11 protein-coding genes, 1 tRNA gene and 1 other RNA gene are annotated in these 14,033 nt (G+C 67.5%); 7 read left to right on the top strand and 6 right to left on the bottom strand.

Annotated elements, in window-relative coordinates:
• Window positions 1-363 precede the first annotated feature (363 nt).
• The 3 genes from recR to ffs all read right to left on the bottom strand — a co-directional run bounded on the left by recR (window position 364) and on the right by ffs (window position 4,129).
• Window positions 364-963: a recombination mediator RecR gene (recR, locus tag ACZ5Z0_RS07505; RefSeq protein WP_138767540.1), complete on the bottom strand. Its 600-nt coding sequence runs from the start codon at window positions 961-963 to the stop codon at window positions 364-366.
• Between the two features lie 51 nt (window positions 964-1,014).
• Window positions 1,015-4,005 (bottom strand): DNA polymerase III subunit gamma and tau, encoded by a 2,991-nt coding sequence (locus ACZ5Z0_RS07500; protein WP_464110561.1) that lies wholly within the window; start codon window positions 4,003-4,005, stop codon window positions 1,015-1,017.
• A gap of 27 nt (window positions 4,006-4,032) precedes the next feature.
• Window positions 4,033-4,129, bottom strand: an RNA gene (gene ffs / locus ACZ5Z0_RS07495) — signal recognition particle sRNA small type.
• A 147-nt stretch (window positions 4,130-4,276) separates the two neighbouring features.
• Here ffs and ACZ5Z0_RS07490 point away from each other — a divergent pair.
• Window positions 4,277-4,361, top strand: a tRNA-Ser gene (locus tag ACZ5Z0_RS07490).
• 110 nt (window positions 4,362-4,471) lie between these two features.
• On the opposite strand, the gene ACZ5Z0_RS07485 is transcribed toward ACZ5Z0_RS07490, so the two are convergent.
• Window positions 4,472-5,383 (bottom strand): oxygenase MpaB family protein, encoded by a 912-nt coding sequence (locus tag ACZ5Z0_RS07485; RefSeq protein ID WP_464110560.1) that lies wholly within the window; start codon window positions 5,381-5,383, stop codon window positions 4,472-4,474.
• Between the two features lie 391 nt (window positions 5,384-5,774).
• On the opposite strand from ACZ5Z0_RS07485, the gene ACZ5Z0_RS07480 reads away from it, so the two are divergent.
• The 4 genes from ACZ5Z0_RS07480 to ACZ5Z0_RS07465 all read left to right on the top strand — a co-directional run bounded on the left by ACZ5Z0_RS07480 (window position 5,775) and on the right by ACZ5Z0_RS07465 (window position 10,181).
• Window positions 5,775-6,956: a M23 family metallopeptidase gene (locus ACZ5Z0_RS07480; RefSeq protein ID WP_464110559.1), complete on the top strand. Its 1,182-nt coding sequence runs from the start codon at window positions 5,775-5,777 to the stop codon at window positions 6,954-6,956.
• Between the two features lie 114 nt (window positions 6,957-7,070).
• A complete protein-coding gene (locus ACZ5Z0_RS07475; protein WP_464110558.1) occupies window positions 7,071-7,556 on the top strand; it encodes a glutathione peroxidase in 486 nt (161 codons plus the stop codon).
• Between the two features lie 261 nt (window positions 7,557-7,817).
• Window positions 7,818-9,029, top strand: coding sequence for a formaldehyde dehydrogenase, glutathione-independent (gene fdhA, locus ACZ5Z0_RS07470; RefSeq protein ID WP_464110557.1), 1,212 nt, complete (start codon window positions 7,818-7,820; stop codon window positions 9,027-9,029).
• Between the two features lie 207 nt (window positions 9,030-9,236).
• Window positions 9,237-10,181 carry a phosphodiesterase gene (locus ACZ5Z0_RS07465; RefSeq protein WP_464110556.1) on the top strand — a complete coding sequence of 315 codons (945 nt, stop codon included), beginning with the start codon at window positions 9,237-9,239 and terminating at the stop codon, window positions 10,179-10,181.
• A 36-nt stretch (window positions 10,182-10,217) separates the two neighbouring features.
• Here the strand turns inward: ACZ5Z0_RS07465 and ACZ5Z0_RS07460 are convergent, their stop codons facing one another.
• Window positions 10,218-11,858: a stealth family protein gene (locus ACZ5Z0_RS07460; RefSeq protein WP_464110555.1), complete on the bottom strand. Its 1,641-nt coding sequence runs from the start codon at window positions 11,856-11,858 to the stop codon at window positions 10,218-10,220.
• Window positions 11,859-11,910: 52 nt separating this feature from the next.
• Window positions 11,911-12,822 carry a hypothetical protein gene (locus ACZ5Z0_RS07455; RefSeq protein ID WP_464110554.1) on the bottom strand — a complete coding sequence of 304 codons (912 nt, stop codon included), beginning with the start codon at window positions 12,820-12,822 and terminating at the stop codon, window positions 11,911-11,913.
• Window positions 12,823-13,014: 192 nt separating this feature from the next.
• Between ACZ5Z0_RS07455 and ACZ5Z0_RS07450 the strand changes: the two genes are divergently transcribed.
• Both ACZ5Z0_RS07450 and ACZ5Z0_RS07445 read left to right on the top strand, forming a co-directional pair.
• Window positions 13,015-13,314: a type II toxin-antitoxin system VapB family antitoxin gene (locus ACZ5Z0_RS07450; RefSeq protein WP_175322235.1), complete on the top strand. Its 300-nt coding sequence runs from the start codon at window positions 13,015-13,017 to the stop codon at window positions 13,312-13,314.
• Complete coding sequence (locus ACZ5Z0_RS07445) at window positions 13,307-13,987, top strand: LytR C-terminal domain-containing protein (RefSeq protein WP_464110553.1); 681 nt, start codon at window positions 13,307-13,309, stop codon at window positions 13,985-13,987. The genes ACZ5Z0_RS07450 and ACZ5Z0_RS07445 overlap by 8 nt, the downstream gene beginning before the upstream one ends.
• Window positions 13,988-14,033 lie beyond the last annotated feature (46 nt).

Below are 14,033 nucleotides of genomic sequence, written 5' to 3'. Positions count from 1 at the left end.
ACGGCGACGGCGGCCTCTCCCTTGAGTTTATCGCCGCCGGCGCCCGGAAAAGAATTGTGACCGAAATGCCGGACGAGGCTGGCTCCGGCGCGGGGCGGGGCGGCCGGACCACGGATGGACATGCCCAGTGTTCGCGCCGGGGAATGGACATAATGTCACTATGTCCATTCCTGGGCCGACCGGATGGGCATGCCCGGCGGGGACGTTGCACATGTCCATCCGTGGGCCGACCGGATGGGCATGCCCGGCGAGGGACGCGCAGCAAGGGCCTCAAAGGCCACGCGGGCCACGCGGGCCACAAGGGTGGCGAGGGTCGCGAGGCGGGATGGGCCGGGCGCGCCGGGGACGGCTGTCCCGGCTCGGTCAGCTCAGGGCGTTGCGGCGGCCTTCGAAGGCGCGGCCCAGGGTGACTTCGTCGGCGTACTCGAGGTCTCCGCCAACGGGAAGGCCCGATGCGAGCCGGGTGACGGCGATGCCGATCGACTTGAGCATCCGGGCGAGGTAGGTGGCCGTGGCTTCGCCCTCGAGGTTGGGGTCGGTCGCGATAATGATTTCCTGGATGGCGCCGTCGTTGAGCCGGGTCAGCAGCTCGCGGATCCGCAGTTGTTCCGGCCCGATGCCGGCGATCGGATTGATGGCGCCGCCCAGCACGTGGTAGCGGCCGCGGAAGGACCGGGTCCGTTCCACCGCCAGGACGTCCTTGGACTCCTCCACGACGCAGATGATGGAGGGGTCGCGGCGCGGATCCCGGCAGATGTTGCAGAGTTCCTGTTCGGTGACGTTGCCGCAGACGGTGCAGAACTTCACCCGTTCCTTGACCGTCGTAATGGCCTCGACCAGGCGTTTCATGTCCTGCGGATCGGCTTCGAGGATGTGGAAAGCGAGCCGCTGGGCCGATTTGGGCCCGACGCCGGGGAGGCGGCCGAGCTCATCGATCAGCTCCTGAACTGCACCTTCGTACACAATTTCCTCGTTCGCTTGGGGGAGGGGCGGCCCGGTCGGGCGCCGGGAGGGCTAGAAGCGCGGCGCCAGCGGGCTTCCGTCCAAGGAGCGCTCTTCGATCAGCTTCCCGCCCAGAATACGCTCGACGGCGGCGCGGCCGAACACGCCCGATTCCTCGATCGTTTCGTCGTCGGCGCTGGGGATGTCCTGTTCGTAGCTCGTGGCGGCAACTGCCGCGCGCGCCGGCGCCTTGGCGCGGCCGGCCTCTGCTTCGGGGCTGTTGGACAGCCTCTGGTAGAGGCTCTGCCGTCCGGAGGCCGGAGGTACGCCCACCGGGGCCGTGGCAACAACCGTGGACGCCGCAACCGTGATGACCGCGGGTCCGGCGGCAGCCGCGACGAGCTGCGGCGCGGGGCCGCGTTCCGCGGAGCCGGCGTGTCCCGAGCCGCCCGGGAAAGCACCGACCGGCTCCGGAATCTGCGCAGCCGCAGGCTCATAATGCGGCGGCTCCGGTTCCGGGCTCTGCTGCCCCGCCTGCTGGGCGGTCGCCGGCGAAGGGTGCCGCCCGACGTTCAACTCGGTGCCAACGCTCCAGACCCCGGGGGATTGCTCGACGGCGCGTGCCCACGGGTCGGCGGCGGTGTCCGGGGCAGCCGCTGCAGGGGTGCCGGCCTGGCCGGGCGCCAGCGCTGCGGCGGAACCTGCGGCAGGTGCGCCTGCGCCGGATCGGGGGCGTGGTGCGGTCCGCGCTGGTGCGGGTGCCGCTGGGGGAGCGGCCCGGACGGCGGGCGGGGCCGAAGGGTCCCAGTCCATCGGCGGCTCTTCGTCCAGAGGCGGAGCATCTTCATCCCGCGGCGGGCCCCAATCGTCATCCGGGTAGGAGTACGAACCGACGGCATCAGGATTCGCCCCACCGGACGACCCGGCGGGCGGCCCGGCCTGCGGGCCGGCCTGCGGAGTGCTCGCTGCGGCGGCTCCGGCGGGCTGAGGCTCTGGCTGCTGAGGCGCCTGGGCAGCCGTCGTTGGCTCTCTTCCAGGTGCCAGGCTCTCGCCGTTTCCGGCCGCCGCCGCGGAACCGGGTGCCCCATCCGATGCGGGTACACCCCCGGCCGCTGCGGGGGCCAGACCCCAAGCAACGTCCGCTGAGGTGGCCGGCGCTTGCTCCCGGCTAGCGGGAACTTTTGGGTTTGGCTCAGAGCTCGCTGCGCTGCCGGAGCCGCCGGCCACGGCCGTAATCTGGCAGTCGATGCCGATTGTTTTGTGGATTGCCTGGCGCAGGTTCTCCGCGTGGTCCGCGCGGCCAAAGGCACCGGCGAGCCCGGGGGTGGTGAAGGACAGTGTCAGTTGCTGGCCCTCGAAGTGACCGACCTGGGCGTTGGGTTCGACGAGCGCCCACGTGCTGCGTTTGATCTTCGTCAGAGTCTGCAGGATCTCAGGCCACGCCCGGCGAAGGACCTCGACGTCGGGTCCGGAGCCCGCAGCAGGTGCGGCCGGAGCGGACGGCACCGTGGACGGGGCCGCTGCCGGGACGTCGGCAGCCGGGCGTTCGGCCGGTGCCGAGGGTGCCGGCGCGGCGTTGGCGGTTTCATCGGGCACGGAGGCCGGCGGCGCCTGCTCCGGACGGCTTTCCTGTGCAGGCTGCCCCGCCGCTGCAGCCTGTTCTGCCCGGGCGCGCTCCGTTGCCGGTGCGGTAACGGGGTGCGCGGCGCCGTTCGCAGCCGCGGATTCCTCCACCGGCCAGTCGTTCGTGCTGACCCGTGGCGGCGTAAGCGGCGGCCTTTGCTGCTGCATTTCCTGGGCGGCCGCTGCGGGCGCGGGTGCAGCCACCGGGGCGGATTGGGCCGGCTCGGGTGCCGCCACCGGCCCGGCTGCGGGTGTTCCGACGTCGTTTCCGGCGTAATTCAGGCGCCGCTCCACGCGGTCAATCCGGGCGGCGATCCCGCGTTCGGTCTGTTCCGAGCTCGGCAAAAGGATGCGGGCACAGAGCAGTTCCAGGTGCAGGCGCGGCGACGTCGCGCCGGTCATCTCGGTAAGCGCGGTGTTGGTGACATCGGCAGCCCGTGAAAGCTCGGAGGCGCCGAGGTTGTGGGCCTGGTTCTGCATCCGGGCGATCTGGTCCGCCGGCATGCCGCGGAGGATCGACTGCGCGCTCTCCGGCATGGCCTGCACGATGATCAGGTCGCGGAAACGCTCGAGCAGGTCCTCGACGAAGCGGCGCGGGTCGTGGCCGGTCTGGATGACGCGGTCCACGGCGCGGAATACGGTGGCGGCGTCGGAGGCGGCAACGGCCTCGACGACGTCGTCCAAGAGGGAAGCGTGGGTGTAGCCCAGCAGGGCCACGGCCAGTTCGTAGTCCAGCCCGTTCGGGCCGGCGCCGGCCATGAGCTGGTCCAGCACGGAGAGCGAGTCGCGCACAGAGCCGCCGCCGGCGCGGATGACGAGCGAGAGCACGCCGGGAGCCACCGGGACGTTCTCCTGCTTGCAGAGCAGTTCAAGGTACGCCATCAGGGGCTCCGGCGGTACCAGCCGGAACGGGTAGTGGTGGGTGCGGGATCGGATGGTGCCGATCACCTTGTCCGGTTCCGTTGTGGCGAAGATGAACTTGATGTGTTCCGGCGGCTCTTCGACGATTTTGAGCAGCGCGTTGAAGCCGGCCGAGGTGACCATGTGGGCTTCGTCGATGATGAAGATTTTGTAGCGGTCGCGGACCGGGGCGTAGGTGGCACGTTCGCGCAGGTCGCGGGCGTCGTCCACACCACCGTGGCTGGCGGCGTCGATCTCGATCACGTCGAGCGAGCCCGCACCGCCGCGTGCCAGTTCAACGCAGCTGGGGCAGACGCCGCAAGGGGTGTCCGTGGGGCCTTCGGCGCAGTTCAGGCAGCGCGCCAGGATCCGGGCGGAGGTTGTTTTGCCGCAACCGCGGGGTCCGGAAAAGAGGTAGGCGTGGTTGACGCGGTTCTTCCGCAGGGCCGTCATCAGCGGGTCGGTGACGTGTTCCTGCCCGATAACGTCCGCGAACGAATCGGGGCGGTATCTGCGGTAAAGAGCGGTAGTAACAGTCACAGCTAAACCCTACCAATCGGCACAGACATAAAAGACCCCCCATGCACCCGCCAGAGCCCATTTACCCTTGCTACCTTCCGGTCCTGGGGGAGTTCAACAGGATGACGCCACATGAGGGGCCGTCGACTACTTTACCCGACGATCGGGCCTGCCTCGAATCCGCCGGTGTAGCCGGGGGACATGCCCAAGTTTCGGGCGGACCGGAGGGCTCAATTGGTCGAAGCCGGGAATGTCAGGTAGTCTAGTATCTGCTTTTGATTCAGAAGCTACTGGAGAATTCGCCTAGCGGCCTATGGCGCACGCCTGGAACGCGTGTTGGGTTAACGCCCTCGGGGGTTCAAATCCCCCATTCTCCGCGTTTGGCCCCGGTCCCTTGGACCGGGGCCTTTTTGCGTCCCGGAGCTTCCGGCTTGGGCTCCCAGGCCTGCAGTCTGCTGCGTTCCGGCCCGCAGCTACCCGGCCGCAGCTAACCCGGATACCCCAGGCGGCGCAGCCGTTGGCGTGCAGCCTGCTCGCTCGGTCCAACCCGGCCCAAGGCAAGATGGACGACTCCGAGCGTCGCCTTCGTGGCAAGCTTCACCGGCAGTGGAAGTGGTCCCAGCCGTGCTGTCTGCAGCCCCAGCATTTCCCGGTATTTGGGCTCAAGGCTGGCCACCGCCGCCGCGAACAGCACTCGGTAGCCGGGCCGGAGAACCGGGTGGAGCGGGGGATCCCGAATGAAGGCCACAGTCTCGGCGACCTTGTCGCCGGAACTGAGCTCGCCGCCGTCGTACCAGCGATCGAGCTGTCGGCGCATGTCAGCTTCGCTCAGCGGCGGTGACTCGACCCCCATCAAGGTCCCCGCCTGCGCCCATTCGCGCACGTACGCGTCCGGGCCGCCCGGAATCGGCCGGCCCCAGAGTTTGTGCGCGGACAGGAAGGCATCGGTGAAGGCGATGTGAACCCAGCGGAGCAGCTCTGGATCGTTGGCCGCATAGGGCCGGACCACGCCATGGCCGTCGACGTAGTCACCGCGGACCGACTCGTGCAGGCGCAGCACCCAGTTCGAGGCGGCACGCGCCGCGTCCGTGGACCCGTAGGTGACCGTAAAAATCCAGCGGATGGTGCCGGCGAGCCGGCCCAGGGGGTCTTCGCGGAAGCGGGAATGGTCGTGCACCCCGGCCAGGGCGCCAGGGTGCAGTGCCTGCATCAGCAGGGCGCGGATGCCGGCGACAATCGTCGGCATATCCCCATGGACGGCCCAGACGGCGGACCCGGGAAGGTGGTAGCCGGCGTCGGAGCCTTCGGCGAGGCGGCCCACCCACTCCGGAAACGCATCCCGGGTCCCGGTGAACGTCCGCTTGAGCTCGGCCTGCCACTCCCTGAGGATATTGCGCATACTCCTATTCTTACCCGGCCCGACCGGAGGTCCTACGCGCTTGCGCGGGCAGCGCTACTGGGACGCCACCCAAGTCGCCGAACGGTGGCGTGAAGATGCCGCGGAAGCGCCGGAAACCGCGCATTTCGGAGGTTCACAGACCCAGTCGATTGTGGTCCCATTGGAGGGTGAGTCCGTTGAGATTGGGGTCTGGCGGACAGAATGCAGGAGTCACGTCGTGGGAAAACACTGGGGAAACTCAACGAGTGAGCGGTCCAAAACTTCAGGAGTAGTCGCGCGCGCTCTGGCGGCAGCAACGGGCCTAGCCCTTGCCGTGCTGGTCTTTGGGCCCACTGCGCCCGCCGGGACATTGGCCAGGGAGGCGCCTCAACCGCCGCGGGCCACGGGTTCCGTGGGACCGGGATTCCTGGAGCCGGAGGGCAACGCGCCGGATGGGGGCGGAAAGTCCGCCCCGACCGTTCCTGATGCGCTGACCGCGGACGGCCGCGCCCTCGTTTCGTTCGCCCGGACCACGGTCCGGACGGCGTCCAAGGAGGGCAAAGTCGAGCTCCGCGTTGCCTCGGCGGGCCTGTCGCGTCCGCCGAAAGGCTTCCTGATGGCCCCGCTCGAGGTGTTGGTGGCATCGTCCCCGTTTGGCCTGCGCACCAGCCCGTTGACCGGAACCGCCGGGGAATTCCACTGGGGCCAGGACTTTGCCGCCCCGTGCGGCACCAGGGTATATTCCGCCGACGCCGGTGTGGTGCGTGCTGTCGGATGGCATCCCTGGGGCGGCGGCAACCGGGTCGAAATCGACCACGGGAACGGCCTGATCACCACGTACAACCACCTCGAAGGGATCGCCGTGAAGAAGGGGGAATCGGTGGGCGTTGACGAGGTCATTGCCAGGGTGGGAACGACGGGCTCCTCCACCGGCTGCCACCTCCACTTCGAGACGATCCTCAACGGCTCGCACACCAACCCCCTTGACTGGAACTTCCTTCCGACCCGCCAGGTGGACCAGCTCGACGACATCCAGATGGTCAGCTATAGCCCGGCCAGCGCCAGCGCGGACTGGGCCGTCCCCGTGACCGAAAACCAGGCCGGTGCGGTCACCGGCGGAGTTCAGGAGGCAACACCTGCCGCCGTCGCGGCCTCGCCCGCTGCCTCGGTGACACCCACGCCGACGAGTGCGCTCGCGGGAGCCACTCCCAGCCCCACAGCCACCCCGACCGTCACGCCGACGCCGACGCCGACGCCAACCCCGACCGTCACGCCGACGCCGACCCCGACCGTCACGCCGCCCCTGACCGGCACACCTACGCCCACGGCTACGCCGACCGTCACGCCGACGCCCACGCCGACGGTTTCGGAGGTAACGCCCACCCCGACCGTTACGCCGGCGCCGCCTCCCAGCCCTACGGCGACCGAAACGCCGTCGGCCCCTGCCGACGATGTGACACTGCCGGCTACCGCGCCCGCCGTGACCGCGACCCCGCCCGCCGTGACCGCGCCCACGGCGACGGCAGCCCCGCAGGAGACGGCCGCCACGAAGCCGACAGCCTCCTTGGAACCCACCGCCTCGCCCAAACCCTAGGAACGTCATCGCCGCACCAGAATCCGCGGCAGCCCGCGGACCCATACCCTCGCGCCCCGGTGCCGAACCACGAGGTGCACCGCCTTTGCACCCAAACCCGCGAGGAAACCCCCAATGACATCCCTGTATTCCATCCCGCTGACCCTCAACGACGGCACCGAAACGGACTTTGGCCGATTCAGTGGTCAGGTAGTGCTGGTCGTAAACGTGGCTTCCCAGTGCGGCTTTACGCCGCAGTACGCCGGGCTGGAGGCGCTCCACAACAAGTTCCGGGAGGAAGGCTTCACGGTACTCGGCGTTCCCTGCAACCAGTTCGCCGGGCAGGAGCCCGGAGCCGACGCCGAAATTGCCGAGTTCTGCCAGCGCAACTTCGGCGTGACGTTTCCGCTCACCACCAAGGCGGATGTCCGTGGCCGGCACCAGCATCCGTTGTACGCCCGGCTGACCCGGTTCAAGAAGGGACTGTTGCCGGGGCTCGTGAAGTGGAATTTTGAGAAGTTCCTGGTCAACCGCGACGGCGAGATCGTCGCCCGCTTCGCCCCCACCGTCGAGCCCGACTCGCCGGAGGTCATTGAGGCGGTCCGCCAGGCGCTCGCCTGAGCCTCCGCCTGCCCAGCGCGGCCACGCCGTCGGGCCGGCATGGCACGAGAACAGAAGCGCAAGGGGACAACGGACCCTGTTTGTAAGCATGCTTCGGGCCTAGACTGGCCAAACCCTCCAACGTTCCGGCCTCACCCGCGGCGCAAACGCCTCCGCGTGTTGGCAACGCAGCCCACGCAGGCCCGAGGAGGGCGCATCAGGAAGCTTCGTGAATCACAACTGGGCACTCAACATGGGGTCCGTGAAACCAGGAGGAAAGTGATGACAGGAAACAAAGCCGTTGCCTACAAAGGGCCAGGAAAAGTCGAGCTGATCGACATTGACTACCCCACCTTCGAACTCAAAGACGGCCCGGGGGTCAACCCCGCCAACGTGGGCCGCTCGGTGCGCCATGGCGTAATCCTCAAAACCGTTGCCACGAACATCTGCGGCTCGGACCAGCACATGGTCCGGGGCCGCACCACCGCTCCCGTCGACCTGGTGCTCGGCCACGAAATCACCGGCGAGGTTGTAGAGGTGGGCCCGGACGTCGAGTTCATCAAGGTAGGGGATATCTGTTCCGTCCCCTTCAACATCGCCTGTGGACGCTGCCGGAACTGCAAGGAACGCAAGACCGGCATCTGCTTGAACGTCAACCCCGACCGCCCGGGCAGTGCCTACGGTTACGTGGACATGGGCGGCTGGGTCGGCGGACAGGCCAACTACGTCCTGGTCCCCTACGCGGACTGGAACCTGCTGAAGTTCCCGGACCGGGACCAGGCCCTCGAGAAGATCATGGACCTGACCATGCTGTCGGACATCTTCCCCACCGGCTTCCACGGCGCCGTCACCGCCGGCGTCGGTGTGGGTTCGACGGTCTACGTTGCCGGCGCCGGACCCGTGGGCCTGGCAGCGGCTACGAGCGCCCAACTGCTGGGCGCCGCCGTCGTAATCGTCGGTGACATGAACGAGGACCGGTTGAAGCAGGCGCGCAGCTTCGGCTGTGAGACCGTCGACCTGTCCAAGGGCGGACCGGCGGAACAGATCGAGCAAATTCTGGGCGTGCCCGAGGTCGACTGCGGTGTGGACGCCGTCGGCTTCGAGGCAAAGGGGCACGGCCACGACGCCAAGGAAGCGCCGGCGACGGTGCTGAACTCCCTGATGGAACTCACCGCGGCAGGCGGCGCGCTCGGCATTCCCGGGCTCTACGTCACCGGTGACCCGGGCGGGGTGGACGAGGCGGCTAAGAAGGGCGCGCTCTCCCTGAGCCTGGGCACGGGCTGGGCCAAGTCGCTGAGCTTCACCACCGGCCAGTGCCCGGTGATGAAGTACAACCGCGGGTTGATGATGGCGATCCTGCACGACAAGGTCCACATCGCAAAGAACGTCAACGCCAAGTCGATCTCACTCGAGGACGCACCCAAGGGCTATGCCGAGTTCGACGCCGGCGCCGCCACGAAGTACGTGCTCAACCCGAACGGCTACCTAAGCTAGCCGCCAATTAACCGAGTGATCCACTTCCCGGCGGACACATACACGCATATTCCTGCGCAGGTATGTGTCCGCCGGATTACTCGGTTATTGCCTTTTTTCAAACATGCCTACTCGAGTTTGCCCATTGCTGGCCGAATGTCTGGTTGGATAGATATTACTGAGAGGGACGCTGGAGACAATTGCCTCCACCCAACCAGGAAGGTTGCAATGGAGCTCATCGAGGCCGAGCACCCCCGGCCACGGCATTTCCTACTCCACTTGAGCGATCCGCATTTGCTGGGAGGCACGGATCCTCTGCACGGCATGGTGGACAGTGACTCCCGGCTCAGACAACTTTTCGATCAGGTCCGCGCCTCCGGTGCGCGCCCCGAAGCCGTGATCTTCACCGGAGACCTGGCCGACCGCGGCGAAGCGGAGGCATACACGAAGCTCCGCACCATCGTGGACCCGGCCTGCAAGGCAATGGGCGCCAAGGTCATCTGGGCGATGGGCAACCACGACGACCGGGCCAACTTCCGCAGCGGCCTCCTGGACCAGCCGGGCAGCGACGCCCCCGTGGACCACAGCTACTTCATCGACGGTTTGCGCATCATTACCCTGGACACTTCGGTCCCCGGCTTCCACCACGGCGAATTGACCCCCGAGCAGCTTGAATGGCTCGCCGCGGAACTCGCCACGCCAGCGCCGGACGGCACCATCCTGGCCCTTCACCACCCGCCGGTTCCCTCCGTGCTGGACCTTGCGGTGCTGGTTGAACTCCGAGGCCAGTCAGCGCTCGCCGGGGTGCTTCGCAACTCCGATGTGCGCACCATCCTGGGCGGCCATCTGCACTATTCGACGTCGGCTACGTTTGCCGGCATCCCTGTCTCGGTCGCTTCGGCGACCTGCTACACGCAGGACCTGAACGTGCCCGTCGGCGGAAGCCGGGGCCGGGACAGCGGGCAGTCCTACAACCTGGTCCACGTCTACGAGCACACCATCGTGCACTCCGTGGTGCAGGTCGGGGACACCCTCCCGGCGGTGGGCGAGTTCGTCACGGCGGAGGAAACCCAGCGGCGGATCGCCGCCGCCGGCATCCGCATTCCGCGCCAGGCCAAGCTGGAGGTTCCGGCGAAGACGTCCCAAGACCGCCGGATGACCACCCTCAACTAGGCGCCTGCTGCTCCCGCCGGCGCCCCGCTTTCTGCCCTACTTTTCCCAGGGAGCCTTGATCGGGAAATATTTCTCCAGGAAATCCGTCACCAGTTCCGCACGCTCCTCGGCCGGCACTTCCGGGAAACTTCCGTCATTGAGGCAGAAGAAATCCATATTCCGTTTGGAGAGGAGCTTGGGCAGGTAGTTCAGGCCGGCGCGGGCTGTCGTGTCCACGTACCTGACCTTCGCCGCGGTCTGGGTCACGGCCCGGCCGGTGAGCAACGCGTAGTAGTGGTAGAACGAATTCGTCACCGAGATGTTGTCCGCGCCCCGGAACCTGCTGGCTGCCGTCTTGGCGAACTCGGCCGGGAACTCCTGCTCCATCTGTGCCACCACGCTGCGCCGGAGCGGCGCGGCCGTGTGTTCCAGATGCCGGGTAGTAATCCGCCCGAAACGGTCCCAGAGCAGCTTGCGGTTCACCCGAGCAGCGTTTTCGAAGCCGCTGCGCTCTGCGTCGTTGTCCCCGAGGCCGATGCGCGTCTCCGCCTCGATGAACTTGGTGATCCCGCCCGGTGTGAAGAACATGTCCGGCCGCACAGCCCGGCCGAAGAACATGTCGTCATTGGAATACAGGAAGTGTTCCGAGAGCCCTTCGATGTGGTGCAGCTGGCTCTCGACCGCCTGGGAATTGTGCGTCGGCAGCACCGAGGGATCGGCGAAGAACTCCTCGCTGCGCACAATCGTCACGCTCGGGTGGTCCGCGAGCCAGGACGGGGCAGGAGAGTCCGTGGCGATGAAGATCCGTCGGATCCACGGCGCGAACATGTAGACCGAGCGCAGCGCGTACTTCAGCTCGTTGATCTGGCGGAAGCGGGCCTCGTGGTCATCGCCCTCACCCACCACGACCCCGGCCATCCGGGCCCGGCGGGCGGCGATGTATTCGGGAGAGCTGCCGTCCACCCAGGAGAACACCAGATCGATGTCGAAGCTGATGTCGCTGGCATGGTCGGCGAACATGTTCTCGATGGTGGGCCAGGTGTGGCCGTAGCGTTCCACGGTGCCGCGAACCGCATCCTGGGCGAGCAGGGTCCGCCGGGTCAGCGAGTTTTCGATCGGCAGGATCAGCTGGTCACCCTCAAAGCTCCACAGCTCCAGCTGTACACCGGCCGAGGCGCCGAATTCGAGGCCGCCTTCCGGTTCCACCCGGGGCCGGTAGAGCCGGAAGATGCGGCCCTGACGGTTCGGCGACAGCTCCCCGTCGGCCACCAGTACCGAGGACTTCTTCTTGGCGTCCACGGTCATCGAGTAGAACGGCTCGTCCCGGCAGGCCTCAACCAGGGCGGTACGCAGTTCCCGGCGGTACTTCCAGTCCACTGCAATGACCGGACGGTCGTTGTTGCCGCGGACCAGCAAGTAGTCCAGGTTGGCGCCGGCCAGCACTGAACGCACGAACAGCAGGTCCTCCACCATTGCCTGGTACGGCGTGCGGTTGTCATTGATCAGCGCATACCGGCCGTGCCTTCGCACGATGTCGGGGCGCGTGCGGAGCCTGGCGACGGCGGCCGCCGAGGTGACCTCCGCGTGGGCGTGGTCCTCCTCGCTGGCCTGGCTGCCGTAGTAAATCTCGTCCTGGATCAATGCGTCTGTAATGTCGTTTCTCCGAGCTGTAGAAGGTGCGTGGATCTCTAACTGCATAATATCGCGGGGCGCAAAAACACCCCTTGAACCGGGCTCTCAGCCCGAGACATCAACCCGCAAAAGCGGTACGCCAGTGGCGCAGGAACGCGGCGCCGGCGTCGTCGTGAATGGTGTCCGCACCCAGCCCCAGGTCGGCCGCGGTCAGGACCCCGTAAGGCTTGGCCGGAATGCCGTCGGCGGGCCGGACGTCCACGTGTTTTACCGGGTGGTCGTTGTGGTACAGCCAGTCGGCCATGGCGTAGTCGGTGCGCGAGTCGCCCACCGTCCGCCAGGCCTGCGGGGTGATGCCCTGGGCGGCCAGGAGCTCGACGGCCCGGCTGGCGCCCAGATCCTTGCCCAGCCGGACGGATTCGATATCGGTGGAGATGATGGTGGGGTCCACACGGTAGTCGATCTGGTCGTCGCTGTCCGGGGCGTGGTGGTCGAGCCTCACCACCCCCAGGCCGTGGCGGCGCATCAAATCCATCGCGTCGGCGTCGAACAGTGCCTGTTCCTCGCGGTATTCGGAATTGGCGACGGCGACGTGCTGCTCCACGGAGACCATGGCCAGCTTCGTCTCGTCATAGAACATGTGGGTGGCGTAGTCCTCCGCAACGAGCCGGCGCACGTCATCCCCGAACGCCTGCGGGATGGCGAGTTCCCGGTCCACATGGACCGGGCCCGGCCCGGCAGCGGTGTAGCTGAACCACACGGCGCCCTTCTCGCAGATGGCGTGGACGAGGAGCCCCGGCGGCATACCGGCGGCGATCATCGGCTCCATGACCTGCTCGCGGATAAAGGCGTCCGAACGGCCGGTATTGAAGATGACCGGAATCCCGGCGGACGCCAGGGCAAGGAGATCCGCGATGATGCCGGGCTGGACGGTGCGGGTGAGCGGGCTCGCCACGGGACCGTCGACGTCGAGCAGCAGTGCCAGCGGCGGCGCCGATGGCGGCAGGGCGGAGGTCTCGGGTGCAGTCATGCCTCTATTCTCTCAGCCGGGCAGCCGGTTCCGCCCTGCCGTTACGCTTCGGCCGCCGGGGCAACGCAGCTGACGGCTTCAGGCGCGGCAGTGGCAGGTACTGGAGTGATAAATGGTCACTGTTTGGCCACAACCTCCGGCGCCGTGGCCTCTATGATTCCCCTGGCCGGGGTTCTTCCTTAGGCTTGCATGGTGATCTTTAAAGCTGTGGGCGAGGGACGCCCGTACCCCGACCATGGTTTCAACACGCCCAAGGACTGGGCGGCGCTGCCGCCGCGCCCGGTCCGGCTGGACGAACTCGTCACCACCAAGCGCACCCTTGACCTTGAGGCCTTGCTGGCCGAAGACTCGACCTTCTTCGGTGACCTGTTCCCGCACGTGGTGGAGTTCCGCGGCGTGCTGTACCTCGAGGACGGTCTGCACCGCGCCGTCCGCACCGCCCTGCACCAGCGCACCGCGATCCACGCCCGCGTGCTGGTGATCAATGGCTAGGACGCCGCAGGACCCCACCGTCCTGCATGGGCACCACGTCATCACCGGCTCCGATCTGCGGGCCACGTTCGTGGAGCAGGGTGAGCTGGAAAACCCGGTGCGGATGCGACGGCGGATCCTGCACGGGGTGGTCCTGGTGCTCCTGGTGGGGCTGGTCACTGCCGCCATTGTGGTGGCCCTGGCCATCATGAACGGCCAAATCAAAATCCCGACGGCAGAGCGCAGCCAGGCTGCCGCGTCGCTGTGCCCGGATGCTACCTACGACTACGCGCCGCACAACACGATCAACCTGAACGTCTACAACTCCACCAGCCGCCCCGGTCTGGCCCGGCAGGTGGCCGACCAATTCCTGGCCCGCAAGTTCGTGGTGGGTGCGGTGGGCAACACCCAGTCCGGCTACCGCGGGGTGGCGCTGGTGGTGTCCGGGGCCGCCGGCCAGTCCTCGGCGTTCAGCGTCCAGCGCAACCTACCCGGCTCGGACTATGTCCAGGACGGCCGCAGCGACGCGAGCGTGGACGTCATCCTGACCGGGGACTTCAAGGAACTGGCCAAGCCGGAACTCGTGGACCAGACGCCCGGCAAGCTCAGCTGCCCGCGGGAAACCCGCCGCGCCGCGGACGATCCCAAATGGCCGGTCGTGCCGACGCTCGTACCGCCCAGCCCGAACCCCTGAGACTTCGCACGGCGGGGACGTGGCTGTTTCGGCGACGAGGTTCCGA

The sequence above is a fragment of the Arthrobacter sp. T2-23 genome (assembly GCF_055398325.1).
This window is presented reverse-complemented; position numbering and strand designations above follow the sequence as displayed.